The 26,531-nt window shown below is 59.9% G+C and carries 21 protein-coding genes and 1 tRNA gene; 6 read left to right on the forward strand and 16 right to left on the reverse strand.

The features are described from left to right. Nucleotides 1-23 precede the first annotated feature (23 nt). Nucleotides 24-1,004 (forward strand): choice-of-anchor A family protein, encoded by a 981-nt coding sequence (locus AC07VI_RS04720; RefSeq protein ID WP_086143623.1) that lies wholly within the window; start codon nt 24-26, stop codon nt 1,002-1,004. Between the two features lie 74 nt (nt 1,005-1,078). Here the strand turns inward: AC07VI_RS04720 and AC07VI_RS04725 are convergent, their stop codons facing one another. Then, nucleotides 1,079-2,758 carry an AMP-binding protein gene (locus AC07VI_RS04725; protein WP_086143622.1) on the reverse strand — a complete coding sequence of 560 codons (1,680 nt, stop codon included), beginning with the start codon at nt 2,756-2,758 and terminating at the stop codon, nt 1,079-1,081. 153 nt (nt 2,759-2,911) lie between these two features. Here AC07VI_RS04725 and AC07VI_RS04730 point away from each other — a divergent pair, with 153 nt between their 5' ends. Both AC07VI_RS04730 and AC07VI_RS04735 read left to right on the forward strand, forming a co-directional pair. Further along, the gene (locus tag AC07VI_RS04730; RefSeq protein WP_086143621.1) at nt 2,912-5,272 is read left to right on the forward strand and encodes a DNA polymerase II; all 2,361 of its coding nucleotides are present in this window, start codon (nt 2,912-2,914) and stop codon (nt 5,270-5,272) included. A 263-nt stretch (nt 5,273-5,535) separates the two neighbouring features. Further along, complete coding sequence (locus AC07VI_RS04735; RefSeq protein ID WP_086143620.1) at nt 5,536-6,852, forward strand: enoyl ACP reductase FabMG family protein; 1,317 nt, start codon at nt 5,536-5,538, stop codon at nt 6,850-6,852. Between the two features lie 67 nt (nt 6,853-6,919). Here AC07VI_RS04735 and AC07VI_RS04740 read toward each other — a convergent pair whose 3' ends face one another. Both AC07VI_RS04740 and AC07VI_RS04745 read right to left on the reverse strand, forming a co-directional pair. Next, on the reverse strand, nt 6,920-7,684 hold the full coding sequence (locus AC07VI_RS04740) for an SDR family oxidoreductase (RefSeq protein WP_086143619.1): 765 nt from the start codon (nt 7,682-7,684) through the stop codon (nt 6,920-6,922). Nucleotides 7,685-7,771: 87 nt separating this feature from the next. Then, a complete protein-coding gene (locus tag AC07VI_RS04745; protein ID WP_492996388.1) occupies nt 7,772-9,742 on the reverse strand; it encodes an APC family permease in 1,971 nt (656 codons plus the stop codon). A gap of 147 nt (nt 9,743-9,889) precedes the next feature. Between AC07VI_RS04745 and AC07VI_RS04750 the strand changes: the two genes are divergently transcribed. The 3 genes from AC07VI_RS04750 to AC07VI_RS04760 all read left to right on the forward strand — a co-directional run bounded on the left by AC07VI_RS04750 (nt 9,890) and on the right by AC07VI_RS04760 (nt 12,544). Further along, a tRNA-Leu gene (locus tag AC07VI_RS04750) sits at nt 9,890-9,976 on the forward strand. 166 nt (nt 9,977-10,142) lie between these two features. After that, the gene (locus tag AC07VI_RS04755; protein ID WP_492995895.1) at nt 10,143-11,132 is read left to right on the forward strand and encodes a tyrosine-type recombinase/integrase; all 990 of its coding nucleotides are present in this window, start codon (nt 10,143-10,145) and stop codon (nt 11,130-11,132) included. A gap of 500 nt (nt 11,133-11,632) precedes the next feature. Next, nucleotides 11,633-12,544 (forward strand): SDH family Clp fold serine proteinase, encoded by a 912-nt coding sequence (locus tag AC07VI_RS04760; RefSeq protein WP_492995897.1) that lies wholly within the window; start codon nt 11,633-11,635, stop codon nt 12,542-12,544. Nucleotides 12,545-12,640: 96 nt separating this feature from the next. Here AC07VI_RS04760 and AC07VI_RS04765 read toward each other — a convergent pair whose 3' ends face one another. The 13 genes from AC07VI_RS04765 to AC07VI_RS04825 form a co-directional block, all read right to left on the reverse strand. Then, a complete protein-coding gene (locus AC07VI_RS04765; protein ID WP_492995899.1) occupies nt 12,641-13,006 on the reverse strand; it encodes a hypothetical protein in 366 nt (121 codons plus the stop codon). Between the two features lie 678 nt (nt 13,007-13,684). Beyond that, complete coding sequence (locus tag AC07VI_RS04770; RefSeq protein ID WP_492995900.1) at nt 13,685-14,062, reverse strand: hypothetical protein; 378 nt, start codon at nt 14,060-14,062, stop codon at nt 13,685-13,687. After that, complete coding sequence (locus AC07VI_RS04775; protein ID WP_492995902.1) at nt 14,059-14,454, reverse strand: hypothetical protein; 396 nt, start codon at nt 14,452-14,454, stop codon at nt 14,059-14,061. Before AC07VI_RS04775 ends, AC07VI_RS04770 begins: the two co-directional genes overlap by 4 nt. Further along, nucleotides 14,451-14,915 carry a D-Ala-D-Ala carboxypeptidase family metallohydrolase gene (locus AC07VI_RS04780; protein ID WP_492995904.1) on the reverse strand — a complete coding sequence of 155 codons (465 nt, stop codon included), beginning with the start codon at nt 14,913-14,915 and terminating at the stop codon, nt 14,451-14,453. The genes AC07VI_RS04775 and AC07VI_RS04780 overlap by 4 nt, the downstream gene beginning before the upstream one ends. Then, nucleotides 14,912-15,241 carry a hypothetical protein gene (locus AC07VI_RS04785; RefSeq protein WP_289897448.1) on the reverse strand — a complete coding sequence of 110 codons (330 nt, stop codon included), beginning with the start codon at nt 15,239-15,241 and terminating at the stop codon, nt 14,912-14,914. The genes AC07VI_RS04780 and AC07VI_RS04785 overlap by 4 nt, the downstream gene beginning before the upstream one ends. Before the next feature lie 210 nt (nt 15,242-15,451). Beyond that, nucleotides 15,452-15,601, reverse strand: coding sequence for a hypothetical protein (locus AC07VI_RS04790; RefSeq protein ID WP_492995907.1), 150 nt, complete (start codon nt 15,599-15,601; stop codon nt 15,452-15,454). Between the two features lie 20 nt (nt 15,602-15,621). Then, a complete protein-coding gene (locus tag AC07VI_RS04795; protein ID WP_492995909.1) occupies nt 15,622-17,433 on the reverse strand; it encodes a hypothetical protein in 1,812 nt (603 codons plus the stop codon). Continuing rightward, complete coding sequence (locus tag AC07VI_RS04800; protein WP_492995911.1) at nt 17,433-18,263, reverse strand: hypothetical protein; 831 nt, start codon at nt 18,261-18,263, stop codon at nt 17,433-17,435. Before AC07VI_RS04800 ends, AC07VI_RS04795 begins: the two co-directional genes overlap by 1 nt. A 6-nt stretch (nt 18,264-18,269) precedes the next feature. Next, complete coding sequence (locus tag AC07VI_RS04805) at nt 18,270-18,977, reverse strand: hypothetical protein (protein ID WP_099375978.1); 708 nt, start codon at nt 18,975-18,977, stop codon at nt 18,270-18,272. After that, the gene (locus AC07VI_RS04810) at nt 18,977-19,261 is read right to left on the reverse strand and encodes a hypothetical protein (RefSeq protein ID WP_492995913.1); all 285 of its coding nucleotides are present in this window, start codon (nt 19,259-19,261) and stop codon (nt 18,977-18,979) included. Before AC07VI_RS04810 ends, AC07VI_RS04805 begins: the two co-directional genes overlap by 1 nt. Beyond that, nucleotides 19,258-20,100: a hypothetical protein gene (locus tag AC07VI_RS04815; RefSeq protein WP_492995915.1), complete on the reverse strand. Its 843-nt coding sequence runs from the start codon at nt 20,098-20,100 to the stop codon at nt 19,258-19,260. Before AC07VI_RS04815 ends, AC07VI_RS04810 begins: the two co-directional genes overlap by 4 nt. Further along, complete coding sequence (locus AC07VI_RS04820; protein WP_492995917.1) at nt 20,100-21,584, reverse strand: hypothetical protein; 1,485 nt, start codon at nt 21,582-21,584, stop codon at nt 20,100-20,102. The genes AC07VI_RS04815 and AC07VI_RS04820 overlap by 1 nt, the downstream gene beginning before the upstream one ends. Beyond that, nucleotides 21,581-26,530: a phage tail length tape measure family protein gene (locus tag AC07VI_RS04825; protein WP_492995919.1), complete on the reverse strand. Its 4,950-nt coding sequence runs from the start codon at nt 26,528-26,530 to the stop codon at nt 21,581-21,583. The genes AC07VI_RS04820 and AC07VI_RS04825 overlap by 4 nt, the downstream gene beginning before the upstream one ends. Between the last annotated feature and the right edge of the window lies 1 nt (nt 26,531).

The following is a 26,531-nucleotide window of genomic DNA, read 5'->3' on the forward strand; positions in this document are numbered from 1 at the left end:
CCCAATTCACTATGAGATAGTCCATGAAATTATTTTCCGCCCGTACCTTGCCGCTCATCAGCGCCGCCCTGTTCGCCTTTTCCTTCAGCGCCTCGGCGCAAGCGACCGTGATCGACCTCGGCGTTGCCAATGGTTATTCCGCCTTTATCTTCGGCAACATCGGCAGCAGCTCGGCCACAGGCTTTACCAGCGTCGGCGGCAGCATTGCCGCTGGCGGCAATATCTACCTGGACAACTACAACGTCGGCACGAGCAAGAAGCCAGGCAGCGCCAGCAACGCCATCGTCGCTGGCGGCAACCTGAACACGGGCTGGGGCACGCTCGGCGGTTCGGCCGTGTATGGCGTCAGCAATCCCAACGCCACGCTGACGGCGCCACAATGGTTCCCAAAAGACAACATTAGCAAAGGCAATGCCTCCACCCTGAACTTTGCGGCAGCCCAGCAACAATTGACGACGCTGTCGGGCGATGTGGCCAAGCTGCAGTCGAACGGTACCGTGATTTCGCAATACGGCAACATGACCCTGGTAGGCAACGTCAACGCCGACGTGAACATTTTCAACATCGATGCGTCGAATCTGCATAACCTGACCCTGGACCTGTCTTCGCTGAAAAGCACGGCCAGCATCATCATCAACGGCACGGCCACCAACATCACCATGAGCGGCGGCTTCGACAATTTCGGCGCCTTCGCCGACCGCACCTTGTTCAACTTTGCCAATGCCACCACCACCAGCCTGAACAATGTTGGCATCAACGGCAGCATCCTCGCGCCGCACAGCGCGTTCTCGGGTTCGGGCAGCATGAACGGCACCCTGGTCGCCAATTCGGTCAGCTCCATCAATTATGGCCACGTCTCGATGAACGGCTCCGGCTTCAACACCGTAAACGTGTCGGCCGTACCGGAACCCGGCACCTACGCCATGCTGCTGGCAGGCCTGGGCTTGCTGGCCTTCATGCGCCGCCGCACGCCAGCGCGCGCGCCGCAAGCCGCGATGGCCTGAGCTTTACGCTATATCAATAAAAAACACCGGGCCGCGCGAGCGTCCCGGTGTTTTTTTATGTGCCGGCGAAAAACTTAATCCGCGCTCAGTCCCAGGTCCGTCGCCACCTGCTTGCGCAATACATATTTCTGTATCTTGCCCGTCACCGTCATGGGGAATTCCTCGACGAAGCGCACATAGCGGGGAATTTTGTAATAGGCGATCTGCCCGTCGCAAAAGGCGCGGATATCCTCGCTGGTGGCCTGCGTGCCCGGGCGCAGGATGATGCAGGCGCACAGTTCTTCGCCGTACCTGGCGTCCGGCACGCCCACGCATTGCACGTCGAGCACGCTCGGGTGGCGGTACAGGAATTCCTCGACCTCGCGCGGATAGATGTTTTCGCCGCCGCGGATGACCATATCCTTCGATCGCCCGACGATGCTGCAAAAGCCGTTCTCGTCGATGACGGCCAGGTCGCCCGTGTGCATCCAGCGCGCCGCGTCGATGGCTTCGGCTGTTTTTTCAGGGTCGCCCCAGTAGCCCTGCATCACGGAATAGCCGCGCGTGAGCAACTCGCCCTTTTCGCCGCGCGGCACGATGCGGCCTTCCGCATCGATGATTTTCACTTCCAGGTGCGGGTGGACGCGGCCGATGGACGAGACACGCATCTCGCGCGGGTCTTCGATCGCCGTCTGGAAGCTGACGGGCGATGTTTCCGTCATGCCATACGCAATCGTGATTTCCGCCATGTGCATCAGCTCAATGACCCTCGTCATGACTTCCATCGGGCAGGGCGAGCCGGCCATGATGCCGGTGCGCAAGTTCGACAGATCGTATTGCTTGAAATCAGGATGATCGAGGATGGCGATGAACATGGTCGGCACGCCATGCAAGCCCGTGCAGCGCTCGGCCTGCACCGTTTCCAGCACGGCCTTCGGGTCGAAGCCTTCGCCAGGAAACACCATGGCCGCGCCATGCGTGACGCAGGCCAGGTTGCCCAGCACCATGCCGAAACAGTGGTACAGGGGCACGGGGATGCACAAGCGGTCCTGCTGCGTCAGGCGCATGGCCTCGCCGATGAAAAAGCCGTTGTTCAGGATATTGTGGTGCGTCAAGGTGGCGCCCTTGGGCGCGCCCGTGGTGCCGGAAGTGAACTGAATGTTGACGGCGTCGTCAAACTGCACGGTGGCGCTCACTTCTTGCAGGCGCGCCAGGTCGGCGTCCGTGATGCCGTCCATCATGGCGTCGAAGTTATGCATGCCCGGCGTGGCGGCCGTCCCCAGGCGGATGACGTGGCGCAATTGCGGCAGGCGCGGCGATTGCAGGGCGCCGGCGCGCGAACGGGCGATTTCCGGCACCACGTCCTGCACGATGGCCAGGTAGTCGCTGGACTTGAAGCTGGGCGACAGGATCAGCGCGCTGCACTGCACCTTGTCGAGCACGTATTCGAGTTCCGAACGGCGGTAGGCGGGGTTGATGTTGACCATGATCAAACCGGCTTTCGCCGTGGCAAACTGGGTCAGCACCCATTCGGCGCAGTTTTGCGACCAGATGCCGACCCGGTCGCCCGGCTGCAAGCCCAGCTTCAGCAAGCCGGCAGCCAGGCGGTGCACGCGCTGCTGGAACTCCAGATACGTCCAGCGCACGTTCTGGTGCGCCACGATCAGGGCGTCGTGCTGGCCGTGGCGGGCGGCGACGCCGTCCAGGTAGGCGCCTATCGTTTCGCCGATCAACGGCGTCTCGTGGGCGCCGTGTACATAACTCATTGCTTGCATACCGTCTCCAGGATGATGGCGCTTCAGCGCTCTTCTTGTGGTGATAGACATCAATAGCAAAAATTATAGCCGCAACCGCACCCGCCCGGCAGTGGCTTGCTGTAATGTGCAGGCCGGTGCACACTCCCGGCGCACGATACCGACACGACAGGCATGGACAGCACAGCATCCCCTCCCGCACAGGGCTTTATCCTCACCCGCCACTGGCGCGATACCCGCGACGGCACGGAGGTCGATTTCTGGCTGGCCACGGACGCCGGCCCCCGCCATGTGCGCCTGCCCGTGCAGACGTCGGTTGCCTTCATTCCCATGGAGCAGCGCGAACAGGCGGAACGGCTGCTGCGCGGCGAGCGCCACGCGGAGCTGCGCCCCCTGTCGCTGTGCGACTTTCATCATCGCCCCGTGCTGGGTCTGTACTGCAAGCAATACCGGCACTTGCTGAAGCTGGAAAAGCAGCTGCGCGCGCACGGCGTCGACGTGTACGAAGCCGACATCCGCCCGCCCGAGCGCTACCTGATGGAGCGTTTTATTACGGCGCCGGTGAGCGTCAATGGAGAAGCCGGGCAGGAAGTGCAGCTGAAACCGGCGCCCGGCTACCGGCCAGGCTTGAAACTGGCCTCGCTCGACATCGAGACGACGGCCCATGGCGAGCTGTACTCGCTGGCCCTGGAAGGCTGCGGCCAGCGCCAGGTCTACATGCTGGGGCCGCCAAACGGCGGCAATGAAACGCTCGATTTCGACCTCGAATACTGCGACACGCGCGCACAGATCCTCGAGCGCCTGAACACCTGGATGGAGCGCCACGATCCGGACGCCATCATCGGCTGGAACCTGGTGCAGTTCGACTTGCGCGTGCTCAAGGAACATGCTGAGCGTTATCAAGTGCCCTTGAAACTGGGCCGCGGCGGCGCCGTGATGGAATGGCGCGAACATGGCGGCAGGCAGGAACACTATTTTGCCGCCGCCGCGGGACGGCTGATCATCGACGGCATCGAAGCGCTCAGGTCGGCGACGTGGAACTTTTCCTCGTTCAGCCTGGAAAACGTGGCGCAGACGCTCTTGGGAGAAGGCAAGTCCATCGACAATCCCTACCAGCGCATGGCCGAGATCGACCGGCGTTTCCGTGAAGACAAGCCCGCGCTGGCGCGCTACAACCTCAAGGATTGCGAGCTGGTCACGCGCATCTTCGCCAAGACGGAATTGCTGACTTTTTTGCTGGAACGGGCCAGCGTGACGGGGCTGGCGGCCGACCGCAGCGGCGGCTCCGTGGCCGCGTTTGAACACCTGTATCTGCCGCTGATGCACCGGCAAGGTTACGTGGCGCCCAACCTGGGCGATGTCTCCGGCGACAACAGCCCCGGCGGCTTCGTCATGGATTCCCAGTCGGGCCTGTACGACTCCGTGCTCGTGCTCGACTACAAAAGCCTGTACCCGTCCATCATCCGCACTTTCCTGATCGATCCCGTGGGGCTGGTGGTGGGCACGAACGGCGATGAGGCCGATACGGTGCCCGGCTACCGGGGCGCGCAGTTTTCGCGCGTGAAACATTGCCTGCCCGCCATCGTGCAACAGGTGTGGCAGGGCCGCGAGGCGGCCAAGCGCGAGCGCAACGCGCCGCTGTCGCAAGCCTTGAAAATCATCATGAACGCGTTCTACGGCGTGCTGGGGTCCAGCGGCTGCCGCTTTTTCGATCCGCGCCTGGCTTCGTCGATCACCCTGCGCGGCCACGACATCATGCACCGCACGCGCGAGCTGATCACCGGGCAGGGTTATCAGGTCATCTATGGCGATACGGATTCCACCTTCGTGTGGCTGAAAACGGCGCATACGGATGAAGAGGCGGGCAAGATCGGCCGCGCCCTGGTGGCGCATGTGAACGCCTGGTGGGAACGCCACCTGCGCGAGGAGTTCGGCCTCGACAATGCGCTGGAACTGGAATTCGAGACGCATTACCGGCGTTTCCTGATGCCCACCATCCGCGGCTCGGAAGAAGGCAGCAAGAAACGCTACGCGGGTCTCGTGGGCAAGCCGGACGGCAGCGAGGACATGGTCTACAAGGGCCTGGAAACGGTGCGCAGCGACTGGACGCCGCTGGCGCAGCAATTCCAGCAAGAGCTGTACCGGCGCATCTTCCAGCGCGCCGCCTACCAGGATTATGTGCGCGACTACGTGGCGCGCACGGTGCGCGGCGAGTTCGACGCCTTGTTGGTCTACCGCAAGCGCTTGCGCCGTCCGCTCGACGATTACCAGCGCAACGTGCCGCCCCATGTGCGCGCGGCGCGCACGGCCGACGCCTACAACCTGGCACAGGGCCGGCCGCTGCAATACCAGAACGGCGGCTGGATCAGCTATGTGATCACGGTGGCGGGGCCGGAACCGCTGGAGACGCAGCGCTCGCCCATCGACTACCAGCACTACCTGACGCGCCAGCTGCAGCCGGTGGCCGACGCCATACTGCCCTTCCTGGGCGACGACTTTTCACGCCTCGTGTCGGGCCAGCAGGATTTGTTTTAGGTCAATTTTGCTGACCAGCACGGCCAAGCTGAGGTAATATCGGCGCCTGCCGGGCCAGTCCGCGGGCGCTGCGCGCCGCGGCAGCGTAAAATACGCCTTGGCGAAAGAATAAGAGCTGCATGAAGAAGAAGATGCCATTCCAGACGAGAATCATTCGCAACAGGATTTTCCCCGCTGAAATGGCGCATAATTTAACACTATGTTGAACCAGCGGGCAGCGCGTTTAGCCATCTGCCCTGCTAATTTTTGAATGAATTGATACCATGACCGAGATCACGTCCCTGAGAGACATCCCGCAAAAAAATATCTTCCGCAAGGGCGACACCTTTGTGCTGTTCGGCGAGCTGTTCGGCCGCGGCTATGTGAATGGCTTGCTGGACGAAGCGCGCAAGGCGGGCATGAACATCGTCGGCATGACGGTCGGCCGCCGCGATGAAAACCTGGCCCTGCGCCCGCTGAACGCGGAAGAGCTGGCCGAAGCCGAAGCCAACCTGGGCGGACGCATCATCAATGTGCCGCTGATGGCCGGTTTCGACCTCGACGCGCCGGCCGGTGAACCGACGCCGACGGCCCTGCTGGCCGACATGACCCTGAAAAGCTGGCAAGAAGACAAGCTGGACTGGGCGCAGATCGAACGCTGCCGCGAAGCCGGCATCGCCCGCTTCAGCGCTTCCGTGGCGAAAGCCATGGCCGAGCTGGACAGCCTGATTCCTGACGGCAGCAATGTCTATTTCGCCCACACCATGGCCGGCGGCATTCCGAAGGTCAAGGTCTTCCTGGCGATTGCCAACCGTATTTATAAAGGCCGCGGCGAGCGCTTCATGTCCTCGCGCGCCCTGCTCGACAGCGACCTGGGCAAACTGATCCTGATGAACTTCGACGAAGTCACGGCCAACACCCTGCAGCACCTGATCGACGGCAGCGCCGCCATCCGCGCGCGCATCGAGCAATCGGGCGGCCAGGTGCGCTACAGCGCCTACGGCTACCACGGCACCGAGATCTTGATCGACGGCAAGTACCAGTGGCAAACCTACAGCAACTACACGCAAGGCCTGGCCAAGATGCGCCTGGAAAACGTGGCCAAGGCCGCGTGGGAAAAAGGCATCAAGGCCACCGTCTTCAATTGCCCGGAAATCCGCACGAATTCGTCCGACATTTTCGTCGGCGTGGAACTGTCGCTGTTCCCCCTGCTCGACGCGCTGAAAAAAGAAGGCGGCGCGGCCTGGGCCGAAGAGCAATGGAAAATCTGCCAGGGCTTGCTGGAAGACGGCGTCTCGCTGCAGGACTTGCTCGACCGTATCGCCGCCTACAATGGCGATGCCACCAGCGTGCAGTTCCGCAACTTCGCCGCCTGGCCGATGGACAACACGCCGGAACTGGCCGACGTCATGATCGGCACCTCGGACGACATCACCAAGCTGCACAAGGACCGCAAGGAACTGATCACCGACCACCTGAGCTCGCTGGTGCTGGAAGGCACGGGTCCGCTGATGTTCCACGCCATGTCCGAGCCGCAAGCGCCCGTCGTCTGGCTGAACCACGACATCATCGCGCGCCTGCTGAACTCGGTTCACAACTGAGTTTGATCTAGCGCAAAGCACCGACGGCCCGGCTCATCCCCGGGCCGTCGGCGTTTCTGCGCAGGCGTTACGCGCGCAGAATGGATACGCCGCCGTCGGCCAGCAGCGCCGTGCCGGTGGTAAAACTCGATGCATCGGACGCCAGGTACAGCGCCGAGCGGGCGATCTCGTCCGGCGTGGCCAGGCGTTTCAAGACATGCAAGCCCGCCACAAAGGCCTGCGCCTCGGGCGTATTCGCCACTGCCCGCCCCATCGGCGTGTCGGTGCCGCCCGGCAGCAGGGCGTTTACCCGCACGCCGGCCGCGCCATACTCGGCCGCCAGGGCCTTCGTCAGGCCGATCACGCCGGCCTTGCTGGCCGCATACGCGGCCATGCCGGGCATGCCCACCGTATGGCCGACGAAGGTTGAAGTAAAGATCAGCGAGCCGCCGCCGCGCGCCGCCATGGCCGGCAGCTGGCATTGGGCGGCCAGGAAGGCGCTCGTCAGGTTGATCTCCAGCGTGGCGCGCCAGTCGTCGATGGCGACCTCGGGCGTGGCGCCCATGGGGCCCAGCGTGCCCGCATTGTTGAAGGCGATATCGAGGCCGCCAAAGCGCTCCATCGCCAGCGCGACGGCGCCGCGCGCGCACGCCGCATCGGCCACGTCGCCCACGCAGGCGACGGCCTGCGCACCGCTTTGCGCCAGCTGCGCCGCCAGCGCCTCGAGTTCCTGCCGCCGGCGCGCCACCAGCACCAGCCGCGCGCCCTCGCGGGCGAACAGCCGCGCCGCCGCATGGCCGATGCCCGAACTGGCGCCCGTGATGATGGCGACCTTGTTTTCCAATTGCAACATTTGCTTCCCCTTCAAGTGATTGAAAGGGAAAAGATAGGCCGGCAAGCCGGGCGCGGCACTCCGCTTCTTGCGCTGGAATCGATGCCGTCAGACTTTCATCGGCAATATCACCATCTGCAAGCCTTCCAGGTGCAGCCGCCGCTGCACGGCCAGCGAAGCCTGGTTGTGCAGCACGCGCGTAAACCAGTTATCGGTGGTAAAAATCAGCTTGCTGGTGAAAAAGATGCAGTTAGGAAATTCTTCATTGATCGCTTCGCACAGCTTGGTGATTTCATCGACGGCGTCCGTGCCGAAACCCAGGTAGGACGACGAAGCCATGCCGTGGCTGTGGCAAAAGTCGACGAAGAATTCCAGCGTGTCCGCCGCTTCCTGGCGCATCTGCGCCATCGCCCCTTCGCCGCCATACGCGTGCGAATCGACGGTGCGCGCATTGACGAACAGAAAATTCTTGAAGTGGCCGGGGAACATGCGCTGCACCCACAGCAGCGCGTGCAGGCCGCCGCCGCGCGAGGTGCCGACGATGAACACGGCCGTCTGCGCGTCCGGCTGCGGCTCGATGGGCACGATGGGGTCCACGTTCGCGCCGAAGGGCTGGTGCGCGAAGACTTCGTCGACTTCGAGGATGGCCTGCTTGGTGCGCCGGTAATGACGGCGGATGGCGATGCACAGGGCCGCGATGGCGGCGATGATCAGCACTGCGGCCCAGCCGCCGTGCATGAAGCGCTCGACCAGCAGAATGATCAGGATGCCGGCGCAAATGACGAAGCCGACCAGCGACAGCAGCAGGCGGCGCAGCCAGTGCGTGCCCGGCGTGCGGTTGCGCAGCCAGTACAGGCACAGGCCGAACAGGGAAATGGCGAACGTGAGGAAGACGGAAATCGAGTACAGCACGACCAGCAAGGTCACGCTGCCGCCCGTCCAGAACAGGATGGCCAGCGCCGCCAGGCCCATGACGACGATGCCGTTCTGCGTGACGAGGCGCGTCGACAGGTAGCGGAACTTGTGCGGCACCCAGGAATCGGCCGCCATGTTCGACAGCACCGACGGCCCGCCCAGGAAACCCGTATTGGCGGCGACGAACAGCAGGCCCGCCTCGAAGGCCAGCACGATCACCAGCAGCGCCTGGTTGAGCATCTCGCCGCCCAGGCCCATGCTGGCGATGATGATTTTAAACGTCGAGGCGTTCAAGGTCTCGCCCGGCGTCGGCGTGGCGTTCCACAGCAGGTACAGCAGGATGATGCCGCCCGCCGTGAACGCCAAGGACAGGGCCATGTAGAGCATGGTGATCTTGCCGGTGCGCACCCGCGGTTCGGCCAGCAGGTTGACGTTGTTCGAGACGGCTTCCAGGCCCGTATAGGTGCCGCCGCCTTGCGAATACGCTAGCAGCAGCATGCCGGCCACGCCGGCCCAGCCGATGCTGCCGGCCAGCGCCTGCGTTTCCGCCATGGTCACGGGCAGCAATTCGGGCAAGTGCGACGAGTGCGCGACGACGCCGTAGACGATCAGCACCAGGTGCGTGATGACGAAACCGATGAAGATGGGCAGCAGGATCTGGATCGCCTCTTTGAGCCCGCGCAAATTCATGATGATCAGCAAGCCGATAAAACACATCTCGGCCCACAATTTATAAGGCTGGAAGCCCAGCGGCAGGAACGAGGCCAGCGCGTCGACGCCGGAAGCGATGGAAATGGCGATCGTCAGCACGTAGTCGAGGATCAGCGCGCAGCCGGAAATGAGGCCCAGGTACGGTCCCACCAGCTTGGTGGCCACGCGGTAGCCGCCGCCGCCCGTGGGAAACAGCTCGATCACCTGGTTGTAGGCCAGCGCGATGATGAAAACGGTGACGGCCGTGGCCAGCGCCAGGTACAGGCCCAGGTGGGCGTGCGGCCCCAGCGCGCGGAAGGTTTCTTCCGGTCCATATGCCGACGAAGACAAGCCATCGGCGCCCAGCCCCACCCACGCCAGGAAAGCCACCAGCGCCATCGAATGGCGCGTCTCGGCCTTCATCGGGTCGAGCGGCTTGCCGAGGATAATTTCGCGTATCTTCTTGTATTTCATGCGTCTGGCCGGCATGCAGCGCCAGCATCGGGCCGGCAATACCGCCGATGATACCCGCAAATAAGCGTTGCCGGACGTTACGCAAAACACACGCCAAGCAAAAAACTTGCCGGATTGTGACAAATCAGTGATAATGCGTCTCGCGTTGCCGGGATGGCGGAATAGGTAGACGCACGGGACTCAAAATCCCGCGCTGGAAACAGCGTGCCGGTTCGATTCCGGCTCCCGGCACCACCAGACAAATCGAAGAAGTACCGATAAAGCCATTAAATCCAATAGAATCAAGGATTTAGTGGCTTTTTTCTTGCCCGCTCAGTCCGAACAATCCAGATTAAACCCGATAAAAACTGATAGGCGTTACGCCAAATTTACGCCATGATTACGCCAAATTGGAGAAGTCATGGCATCATTCAGAAAACGTTCAGGCGGCTGGCGCGCAGAAATAGCAGTGCTTGGTACCCGCGAATCAGAGACATTCAGTACTAAGGCAGAAGCCGTTGCATGGGCTGCCGAACGGGAAGCACAACTGCGCCGCAGTGACGCCACCGGCATCGTCGCAGGTAAAACCTGCCTACAAGCGTTTGAACGGTACCGCGATGAGGTATCAGTCCACAAGAAGGGGGCGCGATGGGAAACCATCCGACTTTCCGCAATCGCTAAGCACATCGTCGCCGACAAGAAACTGGGCGACTACCTAGTCGCGGAGATTACCCCGGACATCCTGGGGCAATGGCGCGATATGCGCCTTAAAACAGTATTGGGCTCAACGGTCAATCGAGACCTCAACTTGATCTCGCATGTTTTCACAACTGCGCGCCGCGAATGGAATTGGGCTTCAAAAAGCCCTACCGCAGACGTCCGGCGCCCTAAAGACCCTCCGCCGAGGGACCGTCTAATCAGTCAAGACGAGATCGACCGCATTTGTCTTGCACTTGCCTACGATGGCAAAATCACCAATGTATCTGGCGTCGTCGCAGCAACATTTTTGTTTGCAATTGAAACGGGCATGCGGTCAGGGGAGATTCTCAGCCTCACACCTGAACGCATTAGTGGCTCAGTTGCGCATCTTCCTCGCACAAAAAATGACAGTAAGCGTGACGTCCCACTTTCGAAGCGCGCGCTTGAAATCCTCGAAGAACTTCCGGTGCCTGCGGCCAGCGCCCCCTACTTCAACGTGACCGATGAAAGCAGAGACAGCCTCTTCCGAAAAGCAGTTACTCGCGCCGGCATCAAAGGACTCACTTTTCACGACTCCAGGCACGAAGCCATCACCAGGCTTGCCAAGAAACTGAATATTCTTGAACTAGCCCGGATGGTTGGCCACAAAGACATACGTCAGCTTCAAGTTTACTACAACGAAACAGCAGCAGAGATTGCCAAGAAACTGTAACCGCATCAAAGTGAGACAACATACAGACGAGGCGCCCGCAACTTACTAGAATAGGTGAAGCTGGGTGCCACAAACGCCAAAAGCGTTTGAAACCAACGTGAAAATGTGGTATAAAAGAGGGTTTATCGCGCCACATTGAACAACAATGGCCTAGTTATTGGCCTTGAGCAATGTTGCATGGACGCATCTTAGATCAAAAAAATAACCAAAAGAGCGCCAAGGCATCGCGGAAAAGCTTAATATCATCTTAATTTAGCAACAAGTTTCACCCAACCCCTACCTACAAACTGGAGAGTACCATGTCTGCCGCTAAGAATTCAGCCACCCTTCCCACGCAAAACGTGTCATTCGGTGATCTGTACGCTCAGCATTTCACTCCTAACTCCGACGCTGTGCGCGAGCCGTGCCAAGTGCAAGCATCCACTCAGTTCAAGATTTTTTCGTTGAATGATAGTCATGTAAACATTGTTTACTCAAACCAAGCTGGAAAGTAAGTACTAATGCCAAATTGGTCGGAGATACTTACAGAAATTCAAAAACTCGGAGCTAGCGGCGTACCACATCCAGTGGATGCTGTGCGCCGTTTGCACGTTAAAAAATTGGCCGACTACACGGGCCGAAACACCATAGTTTACTATTCAGGATTCCTTCATACCCAAGGTTCTGCCGCATTGGCCATTGGCGATATGGATATGAACGGATTCATGACAACTGTTCACAAAATGGACCGCACCAAAGGTCTAGATTTGGTTATGCACACCCCTGGCGGGGATGTCGCTGCGGCCGAGTCAATTGTTGCGTATCTGAGATCAATGTTCGGTACGAACATTCGTGTAATTGTTCCCCAGCTTGCTATGTCGGCCGGGACAATGATTGCATGTGCAAGCAAAGAAATTGTGCTCGGAAAGCAATCGAGCCTGGGTCCATTTGATCCGCAATTGAACGGCGTCTCTACTCCCGCGGTACTTGATGAATTTGCACGAGCACTGCAAGAAATCAAAGCCGATCCAGCTTGCACCGCGCTTTGGCAGGTAATCATTGGCAAATATCATCCAACATATCTAGACTCATGCCATCGCGCTACGGTATGGTCCAAAGAGATAGTGAAAAGCTGGCTGATGTCTGGCATGTTTGAGGACGACCCTCAGGCTGACGAAAAATCGAGCCGAGTTGTAGCCTCCCTATCCGATCATGACGTACACAAAACCCATGCTCGCCATATTTCCCTCGACAGATGTCGAGAGATAGGATTGAAAGTCTTGGCACTGGAAGGCGATGGTCAATTGCAGGAGCTAGTCCTTTCAGTTCACCATGCTTGCATGCATACCTGTGGCATGGCCCAAGTGCTAAAGCTTATTGAAAATGACAGTGGGGTTGGCATGGTCTTGACTATCGGGGCAACTGCGCCGTAACAAATTCCCAAAAAAATCAAAGGGTTACACGCTTCGGCCTGTAACCTTTTTTTGCATTTTCCAACGGTTTTTCTTATTTTCCAACGCAATCAAATTTCAGCGCTTCCACTGCGCAGGGCCAGTTCGCGCGGCGGCCGCTTTTTCCAAGTCCGCTTGAGAGGTGATCACTGAAATCTCTGTTTCTCCATCGAGTGGCACCAGTACTCGTCCAGGTCGCTGATCTGCCACAATCTCCGCGCCCCAAGCCATTGCCACATGAGCATTGGTCATGGGGTTAATTTCAAATCCACGGACCCGCAACCGCCCATCCCCAACCCACACAATGGCAGCGTCATACAATGGCGGAAGGATGAAGTCTTTCCCACCGCCGATTGGACTCAAGTGCGCTACACGCACTATGCGCTGGAAGTCTTTTTCGAATTGCTCGCTCATCGTAAATACACCTACGCCCGTGTAGCGCATGGTAATTCCCCTATGCCGAGGTAAGGGTACGCCTTGATCGGAATATAATTTTGCTGCTATTACAAGCACGGCGACACCTTGATATACTGTACATACATACAGTATATCCAAACATCAAGCGCTGTAAAGAAAACATTGGCCGAGCGTGCAGACGTCTGCACAGCAAGAGGCAAGCGTCAAAAGAGCGAGGGAGCGCAAAACTACACTGAGATGCGCCGTCTTAGGGCAACCCCAGCCAAGCCGTGCTCAGCATGATGCCCTGGAAGATTCGGTTGAACTGTGAGGGGCTCCCATCCGCTAGCAAGAAGACTTGAAATTACTCCCATCATGGGGACTGGCGCAACTGCGGCAGGAATGTTTCTTTCTTTCAAGAAATCGGTCAAATTCCTGTACACCTTCGACTTACTGGCATCAGGATGGTAAAAAATTATTTCGGCGCCTGCATTAACTGGAGCGCGCACATAACAAAGCTCCCAAAACTCGTTCATGTTGACCTATTGTGGATTAGCAAGATTTAATCCTTATATCATAAACAGTCTGTAACCTCTTAGATGCAACCGGCTGATTGCTGCCGTTCGCGCAGCGACAATCAACCATTCCTTTATGGCGTCATGCCATATTCGCGCACGAATGCCTGGCATGCACGGCCCGTCGCGGCAACCTCTTCCGTCTGCAGGATCAAGGCTTGAATATCTCGCGCCATCGCGTCAGGAAGTAGCCCGCCGACGGGATCGGCTGCAGCGCCTCCTTCGGGGCCACTGGCGCCGGCCGGGTCGGCAAGTCCAGCACTTGCACAGAAGGCGGGCTTCCGATGCTAAGGCAGCCCTCGATAATCGCCTCTAACTCATCCTCATATTTCCGCCCGCGTGGCCAGTCCCGCGCCAGCGCCAGGACAGTCTCGCCATCCGTTGCCGCCGGCGTCAGCCTGTCAAATTCGTAGACAGGGCGCTGCGGTACCTCCTTTACACATGGTGTAAAGACGGGAACTTCGACGCGCTGCGGCGCTGGCGGCGCGCTGCCGCAGCCGGCCAGCACCAATACAAGCATCCATTTCATCGCACGTCCTCCAGCAGCAGCCTGACAGTCGGCATGGCTTCGTCGCATGTCGTGGCGCGCGCGCCCCCGATCTGCGCCAGGGCGGCGGCGTACTTCTTGGCCTTGGCAGCGGCGGTCGCCTGGGCCACCGCACCCCGCTCTTGGGCCGCCAAGGTCGCCTTGGCCATGCCATCGATGGCGCGGTTTTGCTCGGCGATCGAGGTGCGCAGCGTTGCGCTGGCGCCCTGCTCTTTCACCAGCGCAGCGCGCGCGGCATCCCGGTCGCCGGCGGCCAGCCACCAGCCCGTGCCGGTGGCGCTGGCCACAACCAGCAGCGCACCGGCCAGGACAACGGCCGCCGCCTTCCAGATGCCGCTGACGGCGCCGGCCGCCAACGCGCCCAGGGCGCTCACGGCCGCACCTGCAAGATGCCAGCGCGCGGGCCGTGGCGGTCGATGGTGATGATGCGATTGATCGGCTTGGCTACCATCTTCGTGCTGACGTGCACCCAGGTCAGCTCATTGATGATCTGGCCGATACCGAACTCGTCCAGCTTGGGCAGCAGCGCCTGGCATACCTGGTAAGGCGTCATGCCACGCGCCTTGAAGTCGGCGGCCATGCCACGCACGTGATCGCTGCCATCGCTGCTGCCGACGCCACGATTAACCGGAATCGAGCGATACCCGCTGATGTCCGACATCGGAGTATCGATCCCGGCGCAAGCCGTCAGGTAATTGCGGATGCGCTGTAGCAGCTCGGCCGTACGCTGCAGTTCGGCCAGCACGGCGGCCGGCGGCGTGTTGTCGACGCCATGGCGCGCTGCCCAGTCGGAGGCGGTCAGTTCCTGCAAGGTGAAATTCTTGGTGAGGTTCACAGGCCACCCCGCACGTCCTTGACGATCGCAGCCGCATCGCGCGCCAGCTCGCCAATGTCTTTGTCCTTGCGTTTGTCGAGCCAGCGCACCGTGGCGCCCAGCACCCACCAGGCGGGCAAGCCGGCCGCCACCATCAGCGGCGCGGCAATGAAGAGGAAGCCCAGGGCCGGGTCGCTGCCGTACAGCACGGCGACGGCGCGCGCGCTGTCAAACAGGCCCGGCATCCAGTTGCGCACGACCACCACCAGGGCCGGGCCCATCAGGGCGGAAAAGAGAATGGTGACGAAGAAGCGCACGCCCGCTTCCTTGGCGGTTTTTGGCCACATGAACATGAATCCCAGTGAGGTTGCAGCAGCGCCGGCCAGGACCGGGATGCCAAAAATTTTAATCAGTGCGCCGCCGGCGGCGGTTGTTTCGATGGCCATGTAGTGCCTTTCAGGTGGTGGAAATGAAAAAACCCGCCGTAGCGGGTTTGTTGGTGAGAAGAGGTCAATCAACCGTCTCTTCTTTTTTGATGTGGGCGCAGGACAGCCTTGTCAGTCAATACGACTATCAGATTGCGTCGGCACGCCACCAGCCTCCAGCCATTTCAAAAACTCCACATAATCAATGTTTTTGATATCTGTCGGAATTGCCGCGCCGTCTTCACGCATTACAATATTTGTATCTTTAATTATCGTGTACATTGTAAGTTACCTATTTTTAGTTAAAGTTCGGCATTTGCTTCCCATTGTCCTTGTATATTGTACTGACGAGCCGAAATAGTGCTAGAAATCAAGAAACGCCTATTCGACGTATTGTATGCCTGCCCCTGAAATGCTGTAGGTGATCCACTTGCGCTAGTACCCTGGCAGGCCCAGCCAGTCGCATTGCCCGTATAGCCACGCAAAGTTACTGTTGGGGCGGCACGCATGTTTACCGGGAAACGAATAACGTACTTACCATTGTTCTCAAGAGAATCGATGGTTTCATTCGCATTAACACTCATGAGCAGGGTACTCGCATCGGCTGCAAGAGTCGTAGCAGGTACACCATCCGGGAACGAATTGCAGTAGTACCGTTGGCACAGAAGAATTTCTTCTGCAATCGAACGACGAGAGAACGGGGTAGCTGCGCCAACTTCAAACTGCACACCTGTCAAACCAAAAGTACTGTTAGCTGCCAACACAGAGACAGAACCCGTAGCACCGATGAGTGTGCTGTTCTGCCATACCCCTGCAGTACCAAGCAGGCCAGAACCTGAACCCAGATTGAAACGTACACGCAACCCTGCACCTGCTCCCAGAGTAATCGCATTATTGACATCACCGGGAATAGTCACCTTGATGAAAGTCCAAGTATTGGCAACAGGGATATTGAACGTAAACGGGTAGGAAGAAGCCACAGAACCATTGCTGATAGCACCCGAGTGCGTACCCACGACACCAGAACGAACCCATGCAGTCAACGTACAGGTTTTGGCATCCACAGAGCCATACAGAAGGTCAGCTAAGTTATACCCTTCAATGGACTGAACCACTTGGTAACCCTCGTTGCTCGGAGCAGTGTATGCACCTTGAGCACCCAAACCAAGATAGTAAGGGAAGCCTGCAGGCGTTACCCAGCCCTGATAGTTTGCTCCAAGGGCAAATTTACCCGCAACACTGATATCGTAGTTCCAGCGATCCACCGTATAACCATACGCTGGAATGACTGCAGATGGGATATTACGCTGGTTAACCCGCATATCACCATTGATGATTCGGTTGCGCATACCATTGAGGAACGATCCATTGATGCTGGCCGCTTTAAAGTCCTGCGCGGCATCGCCATTCAACGACGCTTTCAAATCCAGCGCAGCTTTTTGCGCGGTGCTGACCGGCTTGTCCTTGTCGGCAGTATTGTCGACGCGATCCAGTCCCACATCACCCTTGCTACCTGAAGTGGCCACCGCCGCAAACTGTGGTTTACCAGTAATACTGCCCCAGGTCGGCACATACGAGCCCGGCAGCGCGTCAGTAATGCCATAGCCGGCAAGCGTCGTCGCGCGTGCCGCCTTTTTCGCATCCAGCTCGGCCAGTGCCGCCTGCGCGTTCGTATCCAACTCGGCCAGCGCCGCCTGTACGTTCGTCGCAACGATTCCGCCCACCGGCGTGCTGACAACTTGCGAGGCCACATTGGTGGGGATCGTCACCCAGGCACCTTCCTGGAATACTCGCAGGCAGCCACCGTTCAGCACCGTGTCCCAGTAGGTCGCGCCAGCCAGCAGCCCGCCGCCATTATTGTCAACGTCCGGCGGCAGCGCCTTGGCGCCGAGGTAGCGCGCATCGAGCGATTTGAGCGCGGCCTCAGCCTTTGACGCAGCGATGGCTGCGGTGCCATCCGATTCGGCCGCCTCAGCTGCTGAAGCCGCTGAGGCAGCAGCGCTCGCGGCCGCCGCGGCGGAATTTTGCGGGATATCGATGATGTCCTGCGCCAGGGCCAGCCGGTTCAATTGCCGGATCAAGTCCTTCTGGCCATAGTAGAAATTCTTGCTCATTACAGTTCCTCGATGTCAAGATTGGTGGCGTACGTCTGGTAGTACGGGGTGGTAATGGCTGCGAGGCTGGCCAGCCGGCCATACACCTGGTGCGCCTGCTCCAGTTCGCCGTCTTCGCTGTCCGGATACAGGCTGACCAGCAGCGGGCGCGTCATGCCGTTGCCGCGCACGATGCGCCACAACTCCGCCCGATCCAGAGGGGTCATATGGTCAAGCGCGAGCGACAGCTTGCGATACAGCGTGCCCCGCTCAACGTACTGCCCACCCGCGCCGTTGCGATACAGCGTGCTGGTGTCGACCGGAGTAACACCTGCACCATACGACGCGTTCTCTTCCGGGCTCCAGTACGGACCGACCACCAAGCGCGCAGCCTCGATGTATCCAGCCGGGTTATCCTCGTCTGACAAATCGACGACCAGCTTCTTGATACTGTCCATTTCAAGCCAGCAGCGCGCATAGGTACCGCCGCCATAGCTGAACGCATTCACGCCCAGCTGCATCGCACCCCAGTCCCAACTGCCCAGCCTGGCGTATTCGCACGCCAGCACGACGCCCGTGTCGAAATCGGGCACGGCGTCGCCTGGTTCAACGTAGCCGCGCACGCGAATGGTCGCTGTGGGCGTCAGGTTGCAAAATGGAAGAGCCACGCCGCCGACGATTTCCGGCGTTGGCCAGGTCGACGTAATGCTCAGGTCCGTCCCGACGGAACGCAGCACCTCGCACTTTTCATCCGTTCTCAAATTTTCAACGACCAGCGCTCCTGCCTGACTCGATGCCAGCAGGACCGCACGGTCGGCGGCATTGTCATAAATGATGCGCAAATTACTCATGGGCTCTCAATTCAAATTCGAGGCATCGATCAAGATGGCATCGATTGGTCGGATCAAGTCGACTGGAGAGGCGCCACCGTCCTCGCGTACCCAGCGGTCCTGATAAATGTTGCGCACAATACTGCCGCCCTCAAGCTGCCACCCGCGCCCGTGATAGCGGTTGATGTAGAAAGCGGAATCCCGCACCGATGTGATGTTACGGTCCATAGGCCATCCCACCATCGCGGGCACGCCAACGCCACCAGGCAGCGGCCAGCTGATAACATTGGCGCCCATTGTCAGGCGCGCACGCCAGGTCAGCGGGATGCGCGCCAGGTCAGCGACACAGTTACCGCTGGCGTCATACAGCCAGCCGCCCCAGCCGTGTGCGGCGCCAGGCGAACCAAATACATACACTTCTGTCGCCTCTTCGATGTCGAAGCCGTTCGCGTCGAATGCGCCCGATCCCTTGTGAACGAGGATGGTCCATGTATCGCCCGACCTGGTGGTATTGATCAGGCTGGTCGTGCCGTTCGCCTTAACGGGCAACGCCACAAGAATGTCGCCTGGCCAGACGATGCTGTAGGTGCTCACCCCTCGCCCCTTCAAGATCGGGCCGTTGGTTGCCTGCGCCAGGCTCACAAAACTGGCCATGCCCACATAGCTATATGTGATGCCGCTGCTAGAAAACACGAGTTCCAACGCCGGATTGGTGACTTTTAAGAGAAACGACATCAAAACACCTGCACGGCAAAACGCCGCTCGGTCGAGCTGGCGACGACGGTCACGCGCGGATAGCCGAGCGCCGTGTCGGCAGTCACGCCCAACGTTCCCGCCACGGCCCACACTCGCAAGGGAATAATCTGTACCGAGCGGCCCGCAAACGCGGGGTAGGTAAGCACGGCCGTCGTCGCTGCAGCAAAGGTGCGCACGTCGGCCAGTACGCCACCAGCCACGTTGCGCGAATCCCAGGTGACCTGATTGGCGGCGTTGCGCAAGATCATGGCGGCGCGGCTCATGGCTTAAGACCTATGAAGATGCGCTCAACCCCGTTTTCGTCAACCATGTTCAGGCTGAAATTGTTCATGTTCAACCCCACGCCATCCGTGCTGCCGCGCAAACGAAAGGTGCCATCCGCATTAATTTGCACGTTGCCGTTTGCCGACTGGCAGGTATCGCTGAACGTCAGTTTCCCCGTCCTGGTTGTGAGGGCATCGAGCGCGCCCACCTTCAGACTGCTCAGGTAGGGTGTCGACCAGACGGTCTTGCCCGCGACAGGGTCATAGCTGCCATTCGACTGGAACCAGGCTTGGCCAGCCTCGGGCGCCGCGTTAATGGCATCCCGCCAAGCGCGCGTCTCTCCCCAGGTTCCCACCGCCGGCCGCACGTCGCCGTCCACCGCGACAGTCAACGGGTTGTAATTGAGCGACATGCCATCGATGAGCGTGTACGCCAGGCGCGCGGACTTGCCACTGAGTCCATTGCTACCTGGAATGCCGTTTGTGCCGTCCTGCACCTTATTCACTACCAGCTCGGCCTTGAACGTCACACCGCTGATATGCAGCAGGGTCACCTTGACCGTGATCTGCTGCACAGTCATGCTGGCGAAAGCCAGCGTGCGCTCGTTGCCAGCGCCCGTCAGCGCGCCGCCGGCGCTGATGCTCCACTGCACCTCGCCTTCCAGGCTGACCGGCAATGCCTTGAAGTGGATGGCGGCCGGCGCGCCCGCGCCAGCGGTGCTGACGTGGAAAACCGGCGTGTCCGCCGTCAGCAGCAAAGCGGCGCCGGCCGGCGGCGCGATGTTGCGCGGGTTGGTGGCCAGCAGCAGCTGGTCGCGGTCGTTTTCTACAGTGGCCATCAGATCGTCACTTCCACGGTGATACGGCCGGTCATCCAGTCCGGTGACAGGGATGTCACCACGCCCAAGGCCCCATCATCGAGGCCAAAGCGTGGATAGAATAGGCGAACGGGCGCCCCCAATTCCAGCAGCAGATGACGGGGCGTGGCCTCGAACCGGTAGGTGGTGCGCGGCACCTTGCGAATGGCCAGGCGGCGCACAGCCTCGGCCAGCGCATGCGTTTGCTTGAGCAGGCAGGTGTCCTGCTGCACCGGCTCGCTGTTGAGCCGGTACCGGGCCTCGACGCCAGCGTCGGATGCGGTGACCGTCAGCCATTCCTGTGCAAACAATTCCTTGTGCTGGTCAGGAATCGTGGTGGCCAGGCCTTGCTGTACGCTCCAGTTCTTGCAGTAGCCCAACTTGACGGCGGAGACCACGTCAGTGCGGCTGGCGATGGCAATGGAACGCTCGACAATATGGTGCGGCCGGATCTCGATTGCCGCACCTGCAGGCGGAAAATCGATCTGCAGCAAGCGCAGCTTGCCCGTGCGCGACATCGACAGCTGGGCGCCAACGCTGCCGGCCAGCTGCTGACACGCCACCAGCACATTGGTACGGTCCGCCAGATACAGGCCGACCGGCTGCCGGTGGGCCGCATCGAAAGCGGCCAGGTTGCCCAGGTCCAGGTCTGCCAGGGTAAAACGATCGGATGCCTTGCCGTAGCCGGTGACGATCCGCTGCACCAGGGAGGCGATGGTGTTGCGGTAGACGCCATCGCCCTTGTCACCCTGCACCGATGCCGTAATGGTGCCAAACGGGTTTTGCGTGAGCGTGAACATGCCGTGCGCGTTATCGAGCACCAGGCTGATCGGCATGCCGTTGCTGCGCGCCTCGATGGTCCGCTCGACGGCGCCGCCATGCACCTGGTAGCGCGGGCCGGCCTGATCTACCAGGTCGACCAGCAGCGGCGTGATGTTGTGCGCCTCGCCGAAGACCAGGGGCAGGATGGCATCCTTGTTCAGGCTGTCGCCACCCAGCTTGGCGTCGCTGACGGGCGTATTGAGGCGCTGCAGCTTGTCGCACAGCGTCAGGTTGAGCCGATCCGCGCTGCGGCTGCCGATGTCCGCCACCACGCCATCGAACACAAGGCGGAAGTCGGCGCGCGGCCAGCGCAGGTCGCCCGCCCATGCCTTCACGGGGCGATTCACCCAGATATCGTCCAACCAGGCATCGCGCGCGCCGGAGAGGTTGAGCAGCTCGATGTCGCCCACCGACAGGCCAGCCTCGGCCGACAGGGAGATCGACTCCGTCACCTGCATGCCGCCGGCGATGATCGGCTGATACACGACGTTGGCTGGAACATCGCCGGCGCCGGTCACATATCCGGCCGTGGCCAGGTAGCGCGTAGTTTCCACGCCCCCGGAATTGACGCCCACCTCAAACAGCATGGTGCGGACGGCGGCCGGATCAGCCAGCCATGCCGCAAATTGCACATCAGTCATCATGCGGGAATTCCTCTCTGTTTCGTCTGTTGGTTGTAAGCCGTCCGATCCAGGGCGCGCTCGGTACCGCTTACAATCGCATCGGCCGTGCCGCGATGTGCTTCCGCTGTCGCCCCCAGTACGTCGCCGGTCTGGCGCTCCTGATCCGCCCGCAGCCCCTTGACTTCTTCCCGCAAAGCCTTGATTTCAGCGACCAGGGCATCGGTATTGCCGCCGCTTGCCTGCGGCGCGCCACCGAAATACCGGCGCATGGCCGCCGCCGCTTGCGCGTCGACGACGACTTCCCCCTGGTGCAGCTCGGCCCGATAGCCGTCAAAAGGCACTCGCGCCAGACCAGAGGCATGCGATCCGTCCAGCATGCCGGCGGTGATGTTGGCCTTGCCGCCGGCCACCAAGGCGCGCCCCAGCGCGGCAATGGCGTCCTTCATGGCCACCGCCGTGCTATTCAAGGTCACCAGCTGGCCCACCTGCTGATCGAGCACCGACAATTGCTTTTCGGCTTCGGTCATTTGCGTGCCGGCCAGTGCCGCCAGGGCGGCCAGGTCCGACTGCACCCGGGTCACGTCGGCGGTGTAGGCATCGCTCGACGCTTTGACAATCTGATCGGCCGACAGGTACGCCGAGGCGGCGGCCGTCAGCGCGGCCTGCGCCGTGGTGTCGCCAGCGCGCGCCTTGGCCAGCGTTTCCTCGTATTGGCGCTGCGCCTCCATCATTTTCTGGACGGGCGTGAGCGTGGACAGCGTGCCAAGCTGCAGCGAGTCCTTGAACGTCTGGATACCAGCCGCGAACGTTTTCAGGCGCTCGATGGTCGATTTCAGCGCATCGGACTGCGTGGCATAAGCTGCGGCAACATCGCTGCGCGCGGACACTTCATCAAACAGCGCCCGGTTGCTGGCGTCGATACTCAGACGCTCTTTGGCGCGCAGCTGCAGTGCGTTGAGGGTCAGTTTGTCCAGCTCTGCCTGCAGGCCTTTACGTTCACTGGCAATTTCGCTGGCCGTCTTCGACGCTGCGGCAAGCCCGCCAACGGCACCGGAAAGCAAAGCGGTGTAGTCGGCCGCAGACTTGAATGCTGGCGCCAGGGCCAGCAGCTTGATATACATCTCCTGGTCTGCCGCGTTGGCCAGGTTCAGGCTCAGGACCTTCTTCTTGTAGTCCTCGACGGTGGTCGAACCCGCCATCCCCAGCTTGCCCAGCGTATCGGCCACAGTCGAAAGCACGGGCGCCATCCGCTCAGATTCCGTGAGAAAATTTTCGGCAAAGAAACCCGTTCCACTGGTAAATGCATCCAGGCCACCTGCCAGCTTAATCAGCTGTTCGCGCGCACCGATGGTCGCCACACCCACAGCTCCGAACGCATCTTGCGACGTGCGACCGATCGACAGCAGAGCCGCATCTACTGCAGCGTAGTCTGTCCCAACGCGCTGTAGTGTCTCGCTAAGTTCCTCCGTGCCAACCTTGAACTGTGCCAGATTTGGCACGATCTCCAGAGCAATCGAATTAGCGACGCCGCCAAAGAATTTTTTAACAGCCTCCTCGTTTTTGGCGGCATCGTTTGTCAAATCAATATTGAGAGACTGAGAACGGGTCTTGATACCTGCAGCATCCACACCAAGGGTAGTTGCCATGGCTGCAGACACATCCCGGATCGCCGAGTACGTGCTTGAGAAAGCGCTCGCCGTGGCCGCATCTACCTTGCCGATATCCGTGTCAGATTTATCGCTACGGAACCACCCTCCTTTTTGAGTCCAATCCGCAAAGGTCTCGCCTTTGAACGAGCTGTCAGCCCCCAACGTGCCCCGAATGCCGGACGCCGTAATATTTTTTTCCGACCTGCCAAAGGCGCGATTAATCAAGCCGCCAACGATGCCCCCAAGAATCGGCACAGAATTGGTCAATGTGGAGAAGTTAATAAAACCACCACCATTTCCGCCGTTGATGGAATAACCATTTGAGATCTTGTTCCCCAGCGCCCGACCGATTCCTGCCGCCGCCAGCCAGGCTGTCGCCACGGTAAGGGCAGAGCCGGCTGTGGAACCACTCGTCAACGAACTGGCCGTGCCTGAATCCCCTGCCTTCAGGTAAGCCTGCGCGGCCGTGCCGGCCTGATCACCGGACAGAGACATCCCCCTGCCGAAGCTCGACATCGAACTGGAATTAAAGAAATTCCCCGCCGAACTCAGTGCGTCACCCAGTGACGAGGTCATACTGGTGAAGCCGTCCGTGGCGATGTTGTAGGCACTCTTAGCGCTTTGCAACAGACCAGCTACCCCACCAAGGCCGCCGTTAGATGCTGATCCGCCCAACCCACCAGCTGCTGAGAACCCGCCTCCATCGGCACCTGTAGCAGACGCGCTGATGTTCAAGATCCACTTCTTGATCGTCATCTGGTACAGCAGGTCGAGCAAGCCGTTTTTCAGCGTGTCCCGCAGGCGATCAAAGGCGCTCTTCCCCGAATCGAAGATGCTCACGAATGTATCGTGCGCTGTTCGATCCAAGCTCTCCAACATCGCCTTATTCGCCTCAAAGTCCGCTGACTTTTGCGCACCTTCGCGCTGCGCTGCGGTCAGATTGCGAATCTCGGCGGCCTGGGCACGCAACAGTTCTGCTTCCTTTTCGCGTCCAAGAATAGTGTCCAGAATGCCCGCGTCCACCTCCTTACGCGTAGCCACCTCTTCCTGCTGGACCGCATTGAAGTCCGCGATTTGCTTTTTGCTTTTGCCGATCAGACTGTTCGCTGTTGTTTGCTCGATCACCTGCTTCCTGATCGCCGCCACGTCAGCATCACGCTTGTCCACCAGGTCGGCGTAATCACTTGCTGCAGCACGGGTAGCTTTTACATCCAGCACGAACTGTTCATTCGTCGCGGCACGGCGCCGACTGGCGATTTGTGCATCGATCAATGCAGCCTGGCCGCGCAGCGCAGCCTGTTCTTTTTCGCTGTTGGCCTTGCCCTTGGTCAGGGAAAGCTCCTCCAACAGTTGAGCCTTGTGCCGATTGAAAGCCTTGATCTCCAGCTCGGCTACAGCGAGCGAATACTCGATCTGAGCAGACAGGCTGGTCGCTAACCCTGCCTCACGGTTCGCTACGAGCGTTGCCATCGAACGCTCGGAGACGACGTCCTCGATGGCGCTGCGACGTCGGATCGCTTCGATTTGCGTATCGATCCCAACATTAAACAAATCCGTATATTTCTTTTGGATATTTAAAGCGCGCTCGCTCAACTGCTCCTCGGAAGCACCAGCCTCCAAGCCGCGGTTTCGGCTAGCCTCCAGCTCTTTCTCCATCTGCTGGCGGCGGGTCAGGTATTTGTCACCCTCCTTTGCCCAGTCGATAAAGCTATCTTGCAACTGCCGGTCAATCGCCTGTAGCTGCGCATTCGATGCAATTGCATCCTTTTGGTCGCGTAGGAGCGCAACCTTCTTCTCGGCGGCGATCAGGTCGGCCTTGCCATCGGCACCAGACCCAACGAAGGTAAAGCGCCGCTGCTTGGCCAGCTTGAGCGCTGCCTCTGCTTCCTTCAATTTCTCATCGAGCGTATCTTCTCGCCCGATGTTCAACATGTAGTCCCAGGCCGTCTTCGCACCACTGCCCAGCGACGCCCAGGCCCGCTCGAGGTAGCCAAGCGACTCCGTGACGCTCTTCGAGCGACTTTCCATCATATCGGCATACGCGTTTTGAGACACTTTCACGGCCTCGGCCGTCTTGCCTTGGTCCATCAACGCATTGACCTGGCTATAAGTGGCAGCAGTCAGGAACCGGTACTTTTCATTCAGGGACTCCAGCGCATCCAATGGCGACTTGCCCAATTCAGAAAAATCCTTTGCCATGTCGATGGCGCCGATGCTAAGCGCCTTCTGCGCACGCACCGATACTGTGGCGAATCGTTCCAGGTTCTCGGCTGCCACCACGCCAGTCGCCGCGAGTGCTGCCAGCGACTCGGCCGCGGCACTTTGGGTGCCGACGTTTTTACTGATGCTTCGAGCCATGTCGGCAAGTTGGCCAGCCGAGGTGCCGGCGGCATTTCCGGTCATCACCAGCGCCGTGCGGTACGCAGTGATTTCCTTGCTACCTTGATAGTAGGCGACTGCAACGCCCGCCACCGCTGCGACGCTCAGGGCCACAGCCGCAATCATGCCAAGGCTCACAGTACCGACACCCCTCATCGCGATGCGGGTATTGGCAACAGCCTCCGCGGTCGTGTTCGCCTGGCCGGCCAAATCACTTAAGCCAGCCCCGACTTGCTCAATGCCCGCGCTCGCCGCTTGCTGTTCTTTCGCTACATCGGCGAGGGCGCCGCCCACGTCAGCAATGCCCGCAGCCGCTGACGCCGCTCCAGCCGACGAAGAGAAGAAGGACGCCACTTCATTACCCAATATCTTGACGGTGTTCGAAACGCCGCCAAATGCGTCTTTGATCTGCCCACCTTGCTGGATCAGTACCAAAAGAGGATTTTGCCCGCCAGCCAAACTGGTAAAAATATCAGTCAACTGCGCTGGCATCTGACGCAGCGCGGCCGTGGTTTGAGCGGACGAAATGCCGAATTCCTTCATGACTGGATCAGTCGAGCGCAATGCGTTCTCGGCCAGCTTTTGCTTGGCGGATAGTGAATCAAGCTGTGCCAAATAAGGCTTCAATACGTCGACATTGACACCGCGCTGGCTAGCCAGCGTTTCGTAATACTTCGCACTGGATTTTGACCCCGATTCCAGCGTCGCAATGGTGCGCTGGATCGAACCGATCATGTTTCTGGTGGCAGACTCGACCTTTTTGGACGACGCGTCGCCAGCAGTTCCAATATCACTGAAGCCCTTGCCAACCTTGCCACTTAGATTATCAAGCGACTTTCCAGTCCGGGTGCCGGCCGCGCCAATCTTGGCGAAACCGGATTCTGCTGCCGTAGAGTCAACGCCGACTGCGATGGTTGCGCTACCAATGATTTCTGACATG

The organism is Janthinobacterium sp. GW821-FHT03A03 (assembly GCF_059421435.1).